Source organism: Burkholderiaceae bacterium DAT-1, assembly GCA_019084025.1.
Lineage (GTDB): Bacteria > Pseudomonadota > Gammaproteobacteria > Burkholderiales > Chitinimonadaceae > DAT-1.
In genome coordinates, this window is the sequence record JAHRBI010000001.1 from 435,901 (window position 1) to 454,227 (window position 18,327).

The following is an 18,327-nucleotide window of genomic DNA, read 5'->3' on the forward strand; positions in this document are numbered from 1 at the left end:
CCCTTGATTACATCTACCAACCATTAGTGTTTTTCACACCGCTGGCTAGCAATCACACTTCCTCTTGCTGACTTATTCAGCTTGGCGATTTCATCAGCCTGACCGACATCCATCGCCTTGAAAGTCAGCGTCGCTGTACGCAAGCTATCATCTTTCGCACGGATGATTGCAGACTGCACGTTATGCTGTTTTAGATCCGCCAACCGGCGCTCTGCCGCTTCGCGACTCGAAAATACGCCCAGCGAAATGGCGTTCTGCCACTTGCCGCCGTCATTCACGACAAAGTTGTCCTCCATGCCACGCTCGGTGATTTCCTGCGCCTTGCGCTGCGCGTCCGCCAGCGACGCACGTGGTGGAATATAGACCCAGAAACGGCTTGGCCCCTCCGGCAGATGCACATCAAAATCCAGCTTGCCCGGGACACTCGCCAGTTTGCGTTTGACGATGCTCAATTGCTCCGGGTCGATGCCTCGCCACACCACACACATCTTTTCACTGGCTTTTTCGACAACCTTGTCGTGAACAGACTTTGTCGCGGCCTTGTCATCCTTCTGGGCAACCGACTCCTTCGACGTGTGCAGATCTGCTTCTGGCGCCTTCGTCATATTTGCTTGCTTGTCTTCACCGGATGATTTCTCCTCTGCGACAACGCTGGCAGCTTGCTTCTCATCCTGAGTGGCCGGTTCAGCAACGGGCGCTGTCTCCACATGCATGGGCTCGCCCGGGGCAATTAATCTGACCTTGTCTGCCGCAACCTGACGCACCTTCCAGTCAATCGGCGCGGGTGGCGTAGACAAGCTGGAATAGCCCCAAAAGGCCAAATTGCCCAGCAGCAATACGATAAATAAATTACGCATGACTCACCATTTTGTCTGTCGGGTTCGCATCTGCGGCCAAACGGGCCAGACCATCCAGAACCAGATTTTGAACGTGCTGCGCCTGAGGCACCCACGTCAGCAGTGCCTCGGCGTCCCCGCCGGATAACAATATACCTGGGCTCAAGCCATCCCGTTGCAGCAGGCGCTGGTGCATCACCTGAATCGCACCAGCCAGCGCAATATGCGCCCCCGTGACAATGGCCTCACCTGTACTCACAGGAAACAGCACAACCTCGCCAGCAGGCATCCCCAGATTGGCCGTACCCTGCTGCAAAGCCGAGCGCATCAACTGCAAGCCCGGCACAATCACCCCGCCTAGAAACTCGCCCCCAGCTGTCAGAGCATCCACCGTCATGGCCGTACCAGCCATCACCACAATCACAGCTCGCTCACCTACGCGGGCGCGAGCACCAATCAATGCAGCAAACCGATCTGCGCCCAGCTGCTCAGGCACTCGATACAGATTACGTACACCCGCGCGATCAGCACTGGATTGCAGCCATTCAATCTCGCCCATCTGCAATGCTTGCTGTAACTGCATTGCAACTGCCTTGCCCGCCACATTGCATACAAATGCACGATCAGGCTCACACGCAGACCATGGTGTGGTCTGCGGTACCGGATATGATGTCACCCCTTCAGCGAGAAGGATTCCCTGTTCGACCACCCGCCACTTCAAGCGCGTATTTCCCGCATCAAGCAACAAATCTCGACTCATGCTGCGCCCCGTAAACTGACCTCACCCGAATGAAACTGCCGGATGCCATCTTCACACGCCAGTTTTAACGCACCCTCGTCACTCACTCCGACTACGGTGCCTTGGATTTTACTGCCATCGGGCATCAGCATGGACACAGGCTGTCCATGCCAGCGATGATGTGACTCCCACTCCTTCAGCAGCGGAGAAAATCCACCATGCGAAAATGCATTCAGCACATCTGCCAGCTCACGTAATAAGCAGGCTAACAATTGATTGCGTGTCGACTTCAGCCCCAGATCATCGAGGGTTGCAACAGGTTGATCAATCGCTGCCCGGTTGTCATCGGACATACGCACATTCAAGCCGATACCTAACACCGCCGCCACGGGGCCATGCGCCTCCCCCGCTAGCTCGATCAGGATGCCCCCCAGCTTGCCCGCATCACAGACAATATCGTTAGGCCATTTGAGCTGGGCACCCGACACACCCAGCGATTGCAACGCACGCACAACGGCCAACCCCACCGCCAGACTCAAACCTGACAGATCAGCTAACCCAAGGTTAAACCGCCACAGTAAGGAGTACATCAGGGTGCCGCCCAGTTCGCCGCGCCACTGTCTTCCCCGCCGTCCCCGGCCTGCCGTTTGATATTCGGCCGCGTAGACCATTCCCGACGGTGCTCCGTCGTGCGCAGCCTTGATCAATGCAGCATTCGTCGAGTCGATTTCATCGAAACATCGCAGATCAAAAAAACGTAGTGCAGTTCCCAGATGGCTCGCCACCACAGACTCTTCCAGCCAATCAACCGGGCGATGCAGGCGATAGCCTTTGCCATGGCGAGATTCAATGGAAACGCCCAGCTCGGCTGCATCGCGCAGTGCCAGCGAAATACTGGCGCGAGATACATTCAGTGCCTCGGCCAGTTGCTCGCCGGAGGTAAAGTCATCTGCGTGCAGGCGGCGCAATACGGGAAATGGGCTCATTGACGGGTCAGACGCGCAAACAGGCAGGTAAAGGCAAACACCCACACCGCCAGTACGATTTCGACAGCGGCCAGATAAGCAGATGTGCCATGATCTGCCCATGCACGCATGGTGCCTTCGATAAACCAGATCAGGATATACATCGACATCCACTGATAGGTATAACGCTTGCCACGTAGCAAGCCCGGCAAGGGTAACAATAGTGGCGCGGCTTTCAGCCACATCAAGGAGCCGGGTCGAAGCGGCGCAAGTAGCGTTTCCCACAGAATACACAAGGCCAGTAGAGCCAGTGTACCGGCAACTGTGGCATTCCGGCTCAGGCGAATCCAGCGTAAAACAACCGTTTCATGGGTCATCGCATCGCTCATATGCTTCCCTTCAGCTTAAGCGCGGTTTCGGCGAGACGCTTACCCAGCGCCATAGCCAGTGCCTTTTCATTCGCGTCGACCACGTTGCTGCCATCGTGGCCGGATACATGGGTCGCACCATAGGGCGATCCGCCCTGGGTGGTGTGACTCAGTGCAGACTCGCTGAACGGCAAGCCTACGATCAGCATGCCATGATGCAACAGTGGCAGCATCATGGTCATCAGGGTGGATTCGTTGCCGCCATGCAGTGTGGATGTACTGGTAAATACGGCACCCGGCTTGCCTGCGAGACTCCCCGCCAGCCATTCGGACGAGGTCGTATCGAGGAAATATTTAAGCGGCGCGGCCATATTGCCAAAGCGGGTCGGACTACCCAGTGCCAGCCCGGCACATTCGCGCAGATCGTTCAGCGACACGAAGGGCGCCCCCTCATCAGGTATCGCCGCTGCCGTCGCCTCACAGACGGTGCTGACGGACGGCACGGTGCGCAGCCTGGCAGAACAACCCGCCACGCTGTCTACGCCGCGCGCAATCAGCTGCGCCAACTGGCGAGTCGCACCATGTCGCGAATAAAACAGAACCAGAATCTCGGTCATGTTGAGTATGTATCCTTCAGGTGACAGCGGGTCGGCCCACGCCGGTTTTCCCGTCACCGCATTCGACAGGTATTATACGGACTTCATGACAAATCGCCCTGGCAGAAAACGCCCCAGATGCTCTCCTTGAATGCCCTCCGCGCCCTGTTGCCCGAACCCGTCCGGAATGTGGGCGGTTTTGCACGCTTTATCTGGCAACGCCTGAATCAGGAGCGCTGTCTGGAAGCGGCAGGCAGTCTGACTTTTACAACCTTGCTCGCCCTCGTGCCCTTGCTGACGATTGCACTTGCGGTCATGTCGGCTTTCCCGATGTTCGACGATGTGGGCATGCGCTTCAAAACCTTTCTGCTCGGCAATCTAGTACCAGAGGCTGCAGGTAAGATCATCACCGTCTACATGCGGCAATTTACGGATAACGCCGACCGTCTCACCACCGTCGGGATGATCACGCTGGGTGTGACCGCACTAGCCATGATGGCCACCATCGAGCGCACTTTCAATCGTGTATGGCGGGTCAGCAAGCCCCGTCCGGTTCATACCCGCCTGCTTACTTATTGGTCGGTGATTACACTTGGACCGATGCTCATCGGCGCCAGCCTCACCCTGACCCATAATCTTGCCAGCGTCGGTGGTGGCTGGCTGGATGCAATCTTGCAAGCCCTGACCCCGGGTTTGCTGGCCCTGATTGGTTTCCTTGTACTCTATCGTGTCGTGCCCAATTGCCCGGTGCCCACCAGTCACGCATGGGCTGCAGCCATCTTTTCCACCATCATGTTTGATGTGATGAAACGGCTATTCGCGCTGTACATCAAAAAATTCGCCACTTTCAAGTTGATCTACGGTGCCTTCTCCAGCGTTCCCATTTTTCTGCTGTGGCTATACATTGCATGGGTCATCGTGATTACTGGGGCAGTTCTTTCCGCATCGCTTTCCTATTGGCGCGGGCAGGCGTTCCGCCGCCCCTCCCACTCAGGTCAACGTCTGTACGATGCGGTGCGCCTGCTCCTCAAACTGGAAGATTTCCGTCAGGCCGGGCAGGTCGCCAGCTTAGATGCCTTACGCCATACACTTGCAATTGGCCAAGACGAACTCACTGTTTTGCTCGAGCGGATGTCGGATCAGCAGTGGGTAGAATGCACCCGCGATGAAGATTGGGTATTGAGCGCTGCACTGGAACGGATACAGCTGGCGGATCTTTACGCGCTGCTGGTCGCACGGGAAGCACGGATGGCAGGTGAAGGTGACGTATTACACGGCATTGTCGACACCTATATGAACCGGGTAGATCAACAGTTGCGGGTGCCCATTTCGTCCCTGCGCGATTCAGCCCTATTGGCTGGCTCAGACCGCTAATGCAGCGGAGATCAATCAGCCTAACCTAGCTCGGAATAGGCGATCAGTTCCATTCCGGGCGTCTGATCAACCAGACGCGTCACTTTCACATAGCGCGCCGTCTCGCCATGAATAAACAGCTCGCGCCCCGGTGAAAACGTCCCGCGTGGTGCCACTAGCAAGGCGGGCTGATCAAGGACACTGACTTCAGGCAGACTCAGTGCAGTCTGAAATGCCCCCTCGCCATTGCTCGTCGCAGGCCGGATATCCACCACATCTGCAGTCGGTGCAATAATCTGTACGCCAATTTCCAGCGCAGCGCCCTGATCAACCGTCTGCATCCAGCGCAACACACCCGGCATCCAGCGCGTATCCACGGCGCGCACCACAACCACATCGCCAACACGGCAAGTGCAATGTTGCGGCACGGGTGAGAGCCTCAGTGCAAAGCCACATGGCGATTCATTCAGTACCTTGCATTCATGCATCAGGCTTGGTGGCGGCAAGATGCTACGCACCGGCTCAGCACCCGTTGCATGCGTTTGCGACCCTAGCAACTGGGTAACAGAACGCAGGCCCGTACAGGTCGAAACGCGGGCATCAGGCGAAATCCGCTGAAATACGCGCTTCGGGGCAATGCTCCACTGCCGGATGACTCTACGCAACAAATCCAGCGAGGCAAACGCCCGCGTCTTGTCGGCAATACTCTGGATCTTCAGTTCAGCCGCGCTCTCCACGCGACGCAGCATCTGCGCCATGTCCGAGCTATCCAGGAGTATCGCGGGCGTATCAAACTCATCCAGCAAACCGGGATCATAAAACTGTGGTGGCTGATCACGATCCAGCTTGACGGCAAACATCCCGCCAAGGCCTTCTGCACGCGATTCGCCAGCCAGACTGATATTCGCCAGAGATCCATAATGCAGGATCAATTCTCGGATTTTGTCGAGCTCATGCGGCTGATAGCGATAGGGATCGGCAAGTGCCAGTAACAAGATCTGCTTGTAATACCCGCCAATCGTCAGAATCGGGCGCTCCACCTGCTCCGGCCCATCCAGCATGCGCTGCTGGATAGCGTAATGACAAATCTGATGCACTTCCAGCCAGACACCATCGGGCACAGAAAGATAATTCTTACTGCAAATCCACATCAGCTTGGCATGAACTGCCAGCAGCTTCTGAATCAGCAACGGAATATTGCGATTACTTAGCGTAAAGCGCGCGGATAGCTTTTCACGCAACACCAGCTTATAGCCATTGGCCATTTCGAGTTGCAGGTTTCGCGCCAGCAAGCCAGCCGCCCGCGCACGCTCCCGAGCTGGTTGCGCCACCGAGGTAAATACGGATTCCAGCGGCGCTTCCAGCATGTCGATTGACACCTGATACAGCTCGAGCAGTTTCAGGCGATCATCGGCATCCATGCGGGTGCGATTCAACGATGTCAGCGCATCGAAAATCGCACGGGCGCTATCGTGCACCTCCGAAGGTGGCAGTGAAACCAGCCACGCTTTCAAGGCACGGGGATCCGTCTCGGTTGCGAGTTGATGATGGGTTACAGGTTCGGGAACCTTAAGCTCAAGCTGCATGAGTGATCTGACAAAATTGCCTCACCCCGCAGCGGAAGTCAGGCCGGTGCGGGTCTGGATGGATCGGAGCCGGCAGGAATACCTGCCGCCAAAGTGTACTCTTGCTCCAGTACAGTTCGCATAATAGCAAACGCATCCATCACTTCCCCAGCAGTCACACAATACGGTGGCATCAAATACACACTATTGCCGACTGGTCGGACAAGCAGGCCTTTTTCCAATGCAAGGGAAAAATAGCGCTGCGCGAAACTCCCTTGCGCGTCTGGCACATCAAATGCCCAGATCATACCCAGATGCCGCGCATGACTTACACGAGGATGACTCGCAAGCTCGGCAAATGCTGACGTTACCGTTTCGCCGAGCTGGCGATTACGATCCAGCACGGCTTCATCTTCAAAGATATTCAATACCTCCAGCGCCGCACGGCAGGCTAGTGCGTTACCGGTATAAGAGTGTGAATGCAGAAATCCCTTGCGGATATCGTCATCGTAAAACGCGGAATACACTTCATCACGGGTCATCACCACGGACAAAGGCAGATAACCCCCGGTAATTCCCTTCGACAAACAGAGAAAGTCTGGCCGGATTCCTGCTTGTTCGCATGCAAACAGGGTGCCGGTTCGCCCAAATCCCATCGCGATCTCGTCTGCGATTAAATGCACCTGATAGCGATCGCACAAGGCACGTACTTCTGATAGATACACTGGGTCGTACATCGCCATCCCCGCCGCCCCCTGACACAGGGGTTCGACGATCACAGCAGCAATCTGCCCATGATGCTGGTCGAGCAGGCGCGCGAGTGACGCTGCTGCCCGATGTGCAACATCCGCAGCAGTCTCGCCAGGCAAGGCTCCGCGTGCGTCAGGCGTCATGACACGATGTCCGCGTCGCACCAGTGGCGCATACGTTTCCGAGAAAATCGGCACATCGGTGACCCCCAGCGCGCCCATGGTTTCGCCGTGGTAACTGTTTTCGAGACTGACAAATTCGGTCTTTGCAGACTGACCAAGATTGCGCCAGTAGTGAAAAGACATTTTCAGCGCGATTTCAATGGCAGACGCACCATCCGACCCGTAGAAGGCGTGGCCCAATCCCGTCAGCTGCCCGAGCCGTTCCGATAGCTCGACCACCGGCTGCTGAGTAAAGCCGGCCAGAATCACATGTTCCAGCGTATTCATCTGATCCAGAATGGCGGCATTCATGCGTGGATTGGCATGTCCGAACAAGTTGACCCACCAGGAGCTGACGCCATCCAGATGGCGCTTGCCATCAAAGTCGAACAGCCAGGCGCCCTCTCCCCGTGCAATCGGCACAATGGGCAAGGTTTCGTGGCGTTTCATCTGGGTACAGGGGTGCCAGACGGCGGAGCGGCTGCGCGACAGCCATTGCTGATTGTGCGAGGAATGAGGGGTATGCATCTGACGATTGTAATGCAAGTCGAGACAAGATCAGTCACCTTCTTCCAACGCTGCGACATACCGCATCACCATTCGCCAGCACGCCCATATGATGATGATCACACCCGCCACCCGCCACGCGCCGCCAATGAACCGGTCAGCCCCAAGCACATGCCAGCGACTGAAAATTTCAGTCCAGTCATGCTCCCCGCCACCTACCAATGGTAAAACCTGAGTACGTGCATCAGCCATATATCTGCCGATATTCAGCATGTTCTCGCCCAGCCAGATTTGCCCGACCGCCACGCCATCTGCGCGATGCAGCCTGTGGAAGTGCCGGATCACCGCCAGCGGAAATAGCAGCTGGAAGAGGGTTCCACCATAGACAGTCAACGACGGCAGGATTAGCCCAAGCAGTGGATGTCCTGCCTCATGCAGTGCGAGATTAGCACTATCAAGTAAGGGAACCCATGCAGCGGCCGTAAGCAATTGGAAGTAGAGCATGCACAGTGCAAATATGCATACGCCGACCGTTGCCAGCCCGGACGGACCATCGGCTAGCTCACCCTCTGAAAATTGCGCATCTGCCATGTCTGACTGCCCATCCCGTAGTAGTGCACACAAATATCTTTTTATGTCAGTACGATACGTCGCACGCATGAATTTTGCACCAATACCCAACAAATGACATTGCCATTTCTTACAGCCCGGATACTGGCATACCTACTGTGACACCACGCTTAATCACTCCATTTGAGACTCACGATGAAAATCTTCACTTTCCTGCTCTTGAAAACCCGACACCCCGCCCCTATCATTAGCACTCGTTAGCAATGAGTGCTAACAAGCAAGCATCAACCCTTTGATTTTTGCCTGTTAACGGCTCAAACACATTCCAACAGGAGCAAACCATGAAGATTCGTCCCCTGCACGACCGCGTTGTGATCAAGCGCGTCGAAGCCGAAGAAAAGACCGCATCCGGTATCGTTCTGCCTGGCAATGCAGCCGAGAAGCCTGACATGGGCGAAGTCGTTGCTGTCGGCACCGGCAAAATCCTCGAAAACGGTTCCGTGCGCGCCCTGCAAGTCAAGGCTGGCGACAAGGTGATCTTCGGCAAGTACAGCGGCCAGACCGTCAAGGTAGACGGCAGCGAACTGCTGGTCATGCGCGAAGAAGACATCATGGGCGTGGTCGAAGGCTGAGACTCGACATTGTTTCGTCTTGCGCCTTTAGGCGCGTGATCGACCACCCTTATCCCCTGCCCTTTTCCCTTGAATGGAAAAGGGAATGTGCAAGATGCACGTTGGTTAAAGAATTGGAGAATTGAAATGGCTGCAAAAGAAGTCAAATTTGGTGATTCCGCCCGCGCCCGCATGGTGGCTGGTGTAAACGTTCTGGCTGATGCCGTTAAAGTGACCCTGGGCCCGAAAGGCCGCAATGTCGTGCTGGAGCGCAGCTTCGGTGCCCCGACCATCACCAAGGACGGTGTGTCGGTTGCCAAGGAAATCGAACTGAAGGACAAGTTCGAAAACATGGGCGCACAACTGGTCAAGGAAGTCGCTTCCAAGACTTCCGACATCGCTGGTGACGGCACCACGACCGCTACCGTGCTGGCACAAGCCATCGTTGGCGAAGGCATGAAGTACGTTGCTGCCGGTTTCAACCCGACCGATCTGAAGCGCGGTATCGACAAGGCTGTTATCGCCCTGGTTGCCGAACTGAAGAACATCGCCAAGCCGACCACGACTTCCAAGGAAATCGCCCAAGTTGGTTCCATTTCCGCCAATTCCGATGAAGACATCGGCAACATCATCGCCAACGCGATGGACAAGGTGGGCAAGGAAGGCGTGATTACCGTTGAAGACGGTTCCTCCCTGGAAAACTCCCTGGAAACCGTGGAAGGTATGCAGTTCGACCGCGGCTACCTGAGCCCGTACTTCATCAACAATCCGGAAAAGCAAATTGCTTCGCTGGACAACCCGTTCGTGCTGCTGTTCGACAAGAAGATCAGCAACATCCGCGATCTGCTGCCCGTTCTGGAACAAGTAGCCAAGTCCGGCCGTCCGCTGCTGATCATCGCTGAAGATGTCGAAGGCGAAGCCCTGGCGACACTGGTGGTGAACAATATGCGCGGTATCCTGAAGACAGTTGCCGTGAAGGCTCCTGGCTTTGGCGACCGTCGCAAGGCCATGCTGGAAGACATCGCCATCCTGACCGGCGGTACCGTGATCGCCGAAGAAGTCGGCCTGACCCTGGAAAAGGCTACCCTGGCTGATCTGGGCCAAGCCAAGCGCGTTGAAATCGGCAAGGAAAACACCACCATCATCGACGGCCACGGCCAAGAAGAGGCTATCAAGGCTCGCGTGGGTCAGATCAACAAGCAGATCGAAGAAGCCACCAGCGACTACGATCGCGAAAAGCTGCAAGAACGCAAGGCCAAGCTGGCCGGCGGCGTGGCCGTGATCAAGGTTGGCGCAGCCACCGAAGTCGAAATGAAGGAAAAGAAGGCTCGCGTGGAAGATGCACTGCACGCTACCCGCGCTGCCGTTGAAGAAGGTATCGTGGCTGGTGGTGGCGTGGCGCTGCTGCGTGCCCGTGCTAACCTGGGCAAGGTTGAAACCATCAACCACGACCAAGAGCAAGGCGTGAAGATCGTTCTGAAGGCGATCGAAGCTCCGCTGCGTCAGATCGTAGCCAACGCTGGCGACGAGCCGAGCGTGGTGATCAACAAGGTGCTGGAAGGCAAGGGCGCGTTCGGTTACAACGCTGCAACCGGCGAATACGGCGACATGGTTGAAATGGGCGTGCTGGATCCGGCCAAGGTAACCCGCTCTGCACTGCAACACGCTGCTTCCGTTGCTGGTCTCTTGCTGACCACCGACTGCATGGTTGCCGAACTGCCGAAGGATGATGCACCGGCAGGTGGCGACATGGGTGGTATGGGCGGTATGGGTGGCATGGGTATGTAATCCGTCTGGATTCACAACCATGAAAAACGCCTCGCAACAGCGAGGCGTTTTTTTATGGGCATTTCAAGGTACACAGGCAATCTGGCCTAACACAGCGTACTCAGCTCACTTCACCACGCGTAAGCGAGGCTTACCCCCCGAGGGAGCAGGTTCAGGCGGTGGCGGTGGATCGCGATCATCCTCAGGCGCTTCAGATGCCCCCAGCACAGGGATCGTATCTTCATCGGTCACTGCATGAATACCATGACGGACGTGCTCAGGCACTTCATCTTCATGCGCATCCGGCTCCCACGCCATACCTTCCCCTGTTTCACGGGCAAACAGGGATATCACCGAACCAATCGGCACGATGATATCGCGTGACTGACCATTGAATCGCGCGGAAAACCGCACATAGTCGTCACCCAAATGCAGATTGCGAGTCGCGTTGTAACTGATATTCAGCACAATTTCGCCATGCTTGACGAATTCCATCGGCACTTGCATGGGGCCTCGAACGGCCACGACAAGATAAGGCGTATAGCCCTGATCCGAACACCATTCGTGGATGGCGCGCATCAAATAGGGTTTAATCGGAGCAGCATTCATGAATTGAAATGACCAGGTCTCTGAAGGTTACGGAGTGTCATCACCGATGCTTACTTGCGCATGGCTTTTTCATTCGGCGTCAGCGAATCGATAAACGCCTGACGACTGAACATGCGTTCAGCATACTTCAGAATCGGAGCCATTTGCTTGTTCACTTCCACTCCATAGTGCTCCAGACGCCACAACAGCGGCGCAACCGCCACGTCGAGCATCGAGAACTCTTCGCCCAGCATAAACTTTTGCTTCACAAACAATGGCGCAATCTGGGCAAGATTGTCGCGAATAGTTGCGCGGGCACGATCTTGCTCTTTCTTGGTGGCATCGCCGGATTCGAGTGTTTTTACATGAACAAACAGTTCGCGCTCGAAGTTGAACAGCATCAGACGTGCACGACCACGCATGATCGGATCTGCGGGCATCAACTGCGGATGCGGGAAACGCTCATCGATGTACTCATTGATAATATTGGACTCGTACAGGACCAGATCGCGTTCCAGCAAAACCGGCACTTCGCCATACGGGTTCATATTGACCAGATCGTCCGGCTTATTTTGCAGATCGATATCTACGATCTGGAAATCCATGCCCTTTTCAAACAGGACAATGCGGCAACGGTGGCTGAATGGACAGGACGTGCCGGAATACAATGTCATCATGGCGGACGATCTCCCATATTAGTGTCGAGTATGTAATGCGAGATTGTAGCATTTCAAAACAGCATATTCCAGAAATTCAACATAAGCCCATGTTTTAAAAGAAAAAAGGGCGGATATCCGCCCTTTTTATTTTTCACCACTGATTGACTCAGTGAATGTCTTTCCAGTATTCGCGCTTCAGGAAGTACACGAACGGGAACAACAAGAACAACAGGAACAGCACAACGCCCGTCCCGATCAGTTCACGCTGCACCTGAGCAGGCTCACCCATCCACACCAGATAGTTAACCAGATCAGTTACTTTGCGGTTGTAGTCGCTCAGATCCGCTTTACCATCGACCAGACGAGTATGGGTACCAGCCTTTTCCAGCACGATTTGCTTGGTGACATGCTGCACCTTGCCATCTGCACCCGCTTCGCTAGCAGACCAGGAACGCACCACATTACCAGCCGCTTCGTGATGTTCACCTTCTACGGTTTCCAGCACGGTATCACCCTGCATCTGCCACAGCACATGCGGCATACCAACCTTGTCGAACACACCATTGTTCCAGCCGGTTGGGCGGGATTCATCGCGATAGAAGCTGCGCAGGTAGCTGTACAGCCAGTCTGCACCACGCGAACGGGCGATCAGTGACAAATCCGGCGGAGTTGCACCGAACCATGCCTTGCCATCCTTAGCCTGCATGGCAACCTTCATGGTGCTCCCCACTTTGTCGGTGGTGAACATCAGGTTGTCCTTGATCTGCTGCTCGGACAGACCAAGGTCAGTCAGACGGTTGAAACGCATGGCGTTTGCACCGTGACAGGACAGACAGTAGTTCACGAATGTCTGAGCGCCACGTTGCAGCGATTCGGCATCGCGACGATCAATCGGAGCCTTGTCGAGCGCCACATCGGTATTTGCGGTCGCCGCCACCGGCATCAGCAGGGCTGCTGTCGCAAGCAGTTTTACGAGAATAGTCTTCATCGGCTTAGACCACCTTGGCAAAGAAGAAGGCACCAGCCAGCGTCAGACCCACATACAGCAGGAACTGAACCTGGCGACCCAGCGTCGATTCTGTCACGCGATCCGGGACCGGCACAGAGCCGACATCATTCTTGGTGTAGAACGGCATACCCAGGAAGAACACGAAGTAGATCACAGAGAAGATCTGCGAAATGATCGTGCGCGAGCTGGTCGGCGGCATTGCGCCCAAAATACCCAGACCGATAAATGCAGCAATGAACAGTACCAGCATGACCTTGAAGGTGGTACCGCGATAGCGGATCGACTTGATCGGGCTGCGATCCAGCCACGGCAAGAAGGCAATCAGCACAACGGCCGCACCCATGGCGATCACACCCCAGACTTGCGTACCGGCAAACGACGGCACCGCACGCAGAATCGCGTAGAACGGGGTGAAGTACCAGACCGGCGCAATGTGCGGCGGGGTCTTCAGCGGATCAGCCGGATCGAAGTTCGGATGCTCGAGGAAGAAACCACCCATTTCCGGCGCAAAGAACACGATGGCGCTGAACACAGCCAGGAACACCACCACGCCCAGAATATCCTTCACCGAGTAGTACGGATGCGAGTAGATCGCATCGAGGTACAGACCAGTTTCTGGATTCTTCGGCTGTTTCTTCACTTCCACGCCGTCCGGATTGTTGGAGCCTACTTCGTGCAGGGCGATCAGGTGAGCAACCACCAGACCCAGCAGCACCAGCGGCACAGCAATCACGTGCAGGGCAAAGAAGCGGTTCAGGGTCGCATCGGACACCACGAAGTCACCACGAATCAGCACGGACAGATCCGGACCGATCACTGGAATCGCGGAGAACAGGTTCACAATCACCTGCGCACCCCAGAACGACATCTGACCCCATGGCAGCAGATAGCCCAGGAAGGCTTCAGCCATCAGACACAGGAAGATCAGGGTACCGAACACCCAGATCAGTTCGCGCGGTGCCTTGAACGAGCCATACACCAGACCGCGGAACATGTGCAGATACACCACCACGAAGAACATGGAAGCGCCAGTGGAGTGCATGTAGCGGATGATCCAGCCACCTGCCACGTCACGCATGATGTATTCAACCGACATGAAGGCGGTTGAAACATTGGTGCCCGGAATCAGATTGCCATCCGGCTTGTAGTTCATGGTCAGGAAGATACCGGTGACAATCTGGATGACCAGAACCAGCATCGCCAGCGAACCAAAGAAGTACCAGAAGTTGAAGTTCTTGGGTGCAGGATACTTGCCCCACTGGTCATTCCACAGCTTGGTCAACGGGAAACGATCGTCGACCCAGCCTAAAACTGACTGCAGTTTGCTCATTGCGCTCCCCTTTTACTTGTCTTCACCGACCAGCAGCAGCTTGTCGTTGATGTATTTGTGAGGCGGAATCACCAAATTCTTGGGAGCCGGGACGCCAGAATACACGCGGCCTGCCAGATCGAACTTGGAACCATGGCACGGGCAGTAGAAGCCACCCTTCCATTCCGGGCCCAGATCGGCCGGCGCCACATCCTTGCGATAGGTCGGCGAGCAACCCAGGTGAGTACACACACCCAGCGCGACCCACACATCCGGCTTGATCGAACGGCCTTCGTTCTTGCAGTAATCCGGCTGTTCGGAAATTTCCGACTTCGGATCAGCCAGCTGGCCTTCAATCTGCTTCATGCCTTCCAGCATTTCCGGTGTGCGGCGAACCACCCACACCGGCTTGCCACGCCATTCCGACGTAATTTGCTGACCGAGTTCCATCTTGCTGATGTCCACCTCGGTCGGCGCACCGGCCGCCTTGGCTCGCTCGGACGGGAAGAAGCTGGCCACAAAAGGTGTAGCCACTCCAACCACTGCGACGCCACCCACGGCGCCAGTCGCGAGCGTCAGGAAGCGCCGCTTGCTGCTGTCCACTTGATTCGTCATAACCGATTCCCTGACTTGAAAACTGGGCACCCGCCACCATCTTCGTAATGTAGCGAGCTCTCGTTTGGGAAATACCAACCCGAAAATCGCTCGATTCTAACCCATTTGCCCTCAGAACTTAAGCACTGATGGCCTCGTGGTTAAAGGATTCTCCCAGTGTAGTGCATTCCCCGCCACACAGATACCGCAACAACAGATACTTATCGCACTTGAATCAGAACGGATTACCTGACGCAAAAAAGCGAACCTGCAATCCAAATTGTGCCGCCAGATGCGCGCCAAGTGCCTGCACCCCAAGTCGTTCAGTCGCATCATGCCCTGCGGCTATAAAGGCAATGCCGTTTTCCACTGCATCGTGATAGGTGCGTTCGGACGCTTCACCCGTCAGATAAACTTCACATCCTGCCGCAGCTGCATCTAACACATACCCTTGCGCGCCACCTGAACACCAACCTATCCGACTGACCATCCGATCCCGCTCACCCACAAGAATCGGCATCCGTCCGAGCTCTGCTTCAACGAGCTGACCCAGTGCGGTCAGCGACAAGGGGACCGGCAATGCCCCCATCCAGCCAATCGCCTGATCGCCGAAGCGTCCGTCTTCCTGCAAACCCAGTAACTTTGCAAGCTGGGCGTTATTTCCCAGCTCCGGATGCGCATCCAGCGGCAGATGATAGGCCAGCAGCCCCACATTTTCGGCGCACAACCTGCGGATGCGCTGCCATTTGGGGCCAATCAAGCGTGGATCTTCGCCTTTCCAGAAATAACCGTGATGTACCAGTAGCGCATCAGCCCCCCAACTAATCGCGGCGTCAATGGCTTCAAGACTTGCAGTAACGGCAAGTGCAAGCCTCCGTATCGGCCGATCTGTATCAACCTGGATACCATTTGGAGCGTAATCGCGGAAAAGTCCGGCATTCAGTAATTGTCCGGTATACTTTTCAATTGCCTGTAACGACACTATTTCCGACATTTAGCGGATTCCCGGTTATGAAAAGACTGTGGTTGATTTTCGCACAAACCACCACCATCGGATTGGCTGGATGGTTTTTGCTGACTGTACTCAAACCAGAATGGCTCCCGCGGCGCGTCAGTGATGTTGTCACCATTCGCGAAGCGATGAATGACAATAAAGCTACACCCATCGCGCCTAGCAGTTACCGCGCGGCTGTTCGCAAAGCCATGCCTTCTGTCGTCAACATCTATACCAGCAAAGAGATTAAGCGCCGAAATCACCCCTTACTGGATGATCCCGTGATTCGCCGCTTTCTCGGTGGCGACCGCAACGATCAGCAGGGTGGCGAAAAGGTGGCGAGCCTGGGCTCCGGCGTCATCGTCAGCGACAAAGGCTATATTGTTACCAATAATCACGTCGTCCAGTCAGTTGATGCTATTCACGTGATGCTATCCGATGGTCGCGCTGCCGACGCCAAGTTGGTAGGCACCGATCCGGAAACCGATCTTGCCGTGATCCGCATCGATCTCGACAAATTACCTGCAGTGACACTTGCACCACGCGACTCCGTAAATGTAGGCGATGTCGTACTGGCCATTGGCAACCCGTTCAATGTGGGGCAGACCGTCACCAGCGGAATCGTGTCTGCACTTGGCCGAACCACACGCATGAATACCTTCGAGAGCTTTATCCAGACTGATGCCGCCATTAATCCGGGCAACTCCGGTGGTGCTCTCATCGACACTCAGGGCAATCTAATCGGCATCAATACTGCCATTTATTCGCAAACTGGCGGTTCCATGGGGATCGGATTTGCCATTCCGACATCGATTGTCAAAGAAGTAATGGAAGCCTTGATCCGCGATGGCACTGTCACACGGGGCTGGATTGGCATCGAAGCACGCTCACTCACACCGGATGTTGCCCAGACATTCAAGTTGCCTGTCTCAGAAGGTGCCTTGATTGGCGGCGTGGTGAAAAGTGGTCCAGCGTGGCAAGGCGGCATCAAACCCGGCGACGTGCTGGTCGGCGTCAATGATCATCCTGTCCGCGATGTGGATGGCATGCTGGCCAACATTGCCTCGCTCTCACCCGGACAAAAGGCCGACATTCGAATCTACCGCGGCAATCAGGCGCTAAACGTGCCGGTCGTGATTGCCCGTCGTCCCAAAATGAAGGTTCAATACGATGACGAGGAAGATGATGCCCAATAGCACCCAGTGCGTCAGCTGACTCCTCCAAAGACGAGGGCCGCTTTCTGCGGCCCTTTCTGTATGCATGAATCAATGGCGTCCGATTCACTGATGAATCAGATTATGCATTTTTAAGCCTGCTTGGGCTGCCAGACAGATGCGATCACCAACCCTAATTCGAACAATAACCACAATGGGACTGCAAGCAGACACTGACTGACTGCATCTGGAGGTGCCACAATAGCTGCCACCACAAATGCACCGACGATCAGATATGGACGGATACTCTTGAGTTTGGCAACCGTCACAATCCCCATCCTCACCAGCACAATTACCACCACAGGGGTCTCGAAAGTCACGCCAAAGGCCAGGAACATCCCTAATACGAAGGACAGGTATTTCTCGATATCTGTCATCATCGCTACCCCTTCCGGGGCAATCGCAGCCATAAACCCAAACACCACGGGAAACACCAGAAAATAGGCGAAGGCCATGCCGATGACAAACAGCAGCACGCTGGACACCAGCAAAGGCAGGATCAGCCGCTTTTCATGCTGGTAGAGACCCGGCGCCACAAACGCCCACGCCTGATACAGGGTATGTGGCAAGGTCACCAGAAACGCCGCCATCAGGGTGACCTTCATGGGCACAAAGAAAGTGCCGGTCACATCGGTTGCAATCATCTGGCCACCCTTGGGCAGATGCTGCAGCAGCGGCAACGCGATGAGGTGGTAAAGGTCTTGCGACCAGTGAAACAGGCCAAAAAACACCACCACAATGCCCAGAATAGCCCGGACAATCCGGGTACGCAGTTCGATCAGGTGTTCAACAAATGTCTGGAGTTCTTCTTGCATAGATAGCGTCAGCGTCGATCACGCGGTGGCGGCACAAACGCCGGTTTGACGGGCTCGGGGGGAGCAAGATGTGCATCCTCGCCCGTAGACGCATGCACATGAGGCGTATCTTCGAAGGCACCCGAAATATCCTGCCCCAGCTGGCGGCCACGGTCATTCATGTCGGCTTCCATCTTGCGCAGGTTTTCCAGCTCGATCTCGCGTTCCACCTCGGCTTTCACCGAGGAAAGATATCGCTGCGCACGACCAAGCAGGGTACCTACCGTACGTGCAACGGTCGGCAGGCGCTCCGGCCCGATCACCACCAGCGCAACTACGCCAATGACAATCACCTCGCCCGCGCTAAAGTCAAACATG

General features: G+C 55.6%; 20 protein-coding genes. 4 read left to right on the forward strand and 16 right to left on the reverse strand.

Annotated features, from left to right (window positions below; genetic code table 11):
• Positions 1 to 23: 23 nt before the first annotated feature.
• The 5 genes from KSF73_01990 to wrbA are packed head-to-tail and all read right to left on the reverse strand — an operon-like array spanning position 24 to position 3,525.
• The gene (locus tag KSF73_01990) at positions 24 to 857 is read right to left on the reverse strand and encodes an SPOR domain-containing protein (protein MBV1774478.1); all 834 of its coding nucleotides are present in this window, start codon (positions 855 to 857) and stop codon (positions 24 to 26) included.
• Positions 850 to 1,596 carry a type III pantothenate kinase gene (locus tag KSF73_01995; GenBank protein ID MBV1774479.1) on the reverse strand — a complete coding sequence of 249 codons (747 nt, stop codon included), beginning with the start codon at positions 1,594 to 1,596 and terminating at the stop codon, positions 850 to 852. The genes KSF73_01990 and KSF73_01995 overlap by 8 nt, the downstream gene beginning before the upstream one ends.
• Positions 1,593 to 2,561, reverse strand: a complete 969-nt coding sequence (locus tag KSF73_02000) for a biotin--[acetyl-CoA-carboxylase] ligase (protein ID MBV1774480.1) — start codon at positions 2,559 to 2,561, stop codon at positions 1,593 to 1,595. The genes KSF73_01995 and KSF73_02000 overlap by 4 nt, the downstream gene beginning before the upstream one ends.
• A complete protein-coding gene (locus KSF73_02005; protein MBV1774481.1) occupies positions 2,558 to 2,929 on the reverse strand; it encodes a DUF2069 domain-containing protein in 372 nt (123 codons plus the stop codon). Before KSF73_02005 ends, KSF73_02000 begins: the two co-directional genes overlap by 4 nt.
• Positions 2,926 to 3,525, reverse strand: a complete 600-nt coding sequence (wrbA, locus tag KSF73_02010; protein ID MBV1774482.1) for an NAD(P)H:quinone oxidoreductase — start codon at positions 3,523 to 3,525, stop codon at positions 2,926 to 2,928. The genes KSF73_02005 and wrbA overlap by 4 nt, the downstream gene beginning before the upstream one ends.
• 126 nt (positions 3,526 to 3,651) lie before the next feature.
• Here wrbA and KSF73_02015 point away from each other — a divergent pair, with 126 nt between their 5' ends.
• Positions 3,652 to 4,878, forward strand: a complete 1,227-nt coding sequence (locus KSF73_02015; GenBank protein MBV1774483.1) for a YihY family inner membrane protein — start codon at positions 3,652 to 3,654, stop codon at positions 4,876 to 4,878.
• Between the two features lie 20 nt (positions 4,879 to 4,898).
• Here the strand turns inward: KSF73_02015 and KSF73_02020 are convergent, their stop codons facing one another.
• From KSF73_02020 to KSF73_02030, 3 genes are all read right to left on the reverse strand, one after another.
• A complete protein-coding gene (locus KSF73_02020) occupies positions 4,899 to 6,371 on the reverse strand; it encodes a hypothetical protein (GenBank protein MBV1774484.1) in 1,473 nt (490 codons plus the stop codon).
• A 110-nt stretch (positions 6,372 to 6,481) separates the two neighbouring features.
• Positions 6,482 to 7,861: an adenosylmethionine--8-amino-7-oxononanoate transaminase gene (gene bioA / locus KSF73_02025; protein MBV1774485.1), complete on the reverse strand. Its 1,380-nt coding sequence runs from the start codon at positions 7,859 to 7,861 to the stop codon at positions 6,482 to 6,484.
• A gap of 30 nt (positions 7,862 to 7,891) precedes the next feature.
• Positions 7,892 to 8,431: a hypothetical protein gene (locus KSF73_02030; GenBank protein ID MBV1774486.1), complete on the reverse strand. Its 540-nt coding sequence runs from the start codon at positions 8,429 to 8,431 to the stop codon at positions 7,892 to 7,894.
• Between the two features lie 320 nt (positions 8,432 to 8,751).
• Between KSF73_02030 and groES the strand changes: the two genes are divergently transcribed.
• Together groES and groL are read left to right on the forward strand one after the other, a co-directional pair.
• Positions 8,752 to 9,042: a co-chaperone GroES gene (groES, locus tag KSF73_02035; GenBank protein ID MBV1774487.1), complete on the forward strand. Its 291-nt coding sequence runs from the start codon at positions 8,752 to 8,754 to the stop codon at positions 9,040 to 9,042.
• A gap of 126 nt (positions 9,043 to 9,168) precedes the next feature.
• Positions 9,169 to 10,809, forward strand: a complete 1,641-nt coding sequence (gene groL, locus KSF73_02040) for a chaperonin GroEL (protein MBV1774488.1) — start codon at positions 9,169 to 9,171, stop codon at positions 10,807 to 10,809.
• A gap of 105 nt (positions 10,810 to 10,914) precedes the next feature.
• Here groL and KSF73_02045 read toward each other — a convergent pair whose 3' ends face one another.
• The 6 genes from KSF73_02045 to KSF73_02070 form a co-directional block, all read right to left on the reverse strand.
• Entirely contained in the window at positions 10,915 to 11,397 is a 483-nt protein-coding gene (locus KSF73_02045) for a ClpXP protease specificity-enhancing factor (protein ID MBV1774489.1), read from the reverse strand.
• A 50-nt stretch (positions 11,398 to 11,447) separates the two neighbouring features.
• Entirely contained in the window at positions 11,448 to 12,053 is a 606-nt protein-coding gene (locus KSF73_02050; GenBank protein ID MBV1774490.1) for a glutathione S-transferase N-terminal domain-containing protein, read from the reverse strand.
• A gap of 148 nt (positions 12,054 to 12,201) precedes the next feature.
• Positions 12,202 to 13,023 (reverse strand): cytochrome c1, encoded by an 822-nt coding sequence (locus KSF73_02055; protein ID MBV1774491.1) that lies wholly within the window; start codon positions 13,021 to 13,023, stop codon positions 12,202 to 12,204.
• A 4-nt stretch (positions 13,024 to 13,027) separates the two neighbouring features.
• Positions 13,028 to 14,374, reverse strand: coding sequence for a cytochrome bc complex cytochrome b subunit (locus KSF73_02060; GenBank protein ID MBV1774492.1), 1,347 nt, complete (start codon positions 14,372 to 14,374; stop codon positions 13,028 to 13,030).
• 12 nt (positions 14,375 to 14,386) lie between these two features.
• Positions 14,387 to 14,968 (reverse strand): ubiquinol-cytochrome c reductase iron-sulfur subunit, encoded by a 582-nt coding sequence (gene petA / locus KSF73_02065; protein ID MBV1774493.1) that lies wholly within the window; start codon positions 14,966 to 14,968, stop codon positions 14,387 to 14,389.
• 214 nt (positions 14,969 to 15,182) lie between these two features.
• Positions 15,183 to 15,941, reverse strand: coding sequence for a Nif3-like dinuclear metal center hexameric protein (locus KSF73_02070; GenBank protein MBV1774494.1), 759 nt, complete (start codon positions 15,939 to 15,941; stop codon positions 15,183 to 15,185).
• 17 nt (positions 15,942 to 15,958) lie between these two features.
• Here KSF73_02070 and KSF73_02075 point away from each other — a divergent pair, with 17 nt between their 5' ends.
• A complete protein-coding gene (locus tag KSF73_02075) occupies positions 15,959 to 17,137 on the forward strand; it encodes a trypsin-like peptidase domain-containing protein (GenBank protein ID MBV1774495.1) in 1,179 nt (392 codons plus the stop codon).
• 110 nt (positions 17,138 to 17,247) lie between these two features.
• Here KSF73_02075 and tatC read toward each other — a convergent pair whose 3' ends face one another.
• A complete protein-coding gene (gene tatC / locus KSF73_02080) occupies positions 17,248 to 17,970 on the reverse strand; it encodes a twin-arginine translocase subunit TatC (protein ID MBV1774496.1) in 723 nt (240 codons plus the stop codon).
• Between the two features lie 8 nt (positions 17,971 to 17,978).
• Complete coding sequence (tatB, locus tag KSF73_02085) at positions 17,979 to 18,326, reverse strand: Sec-independent protein translocase protein TatB (GenBank protein ID MBV1774497.1); 348 nt, start codon at positions 18,324 to 18,326, stop codon at positions 17,979 to 17,981.
• Between the last annotated feature and the right edge of the window lies 1 nt (position 18,327).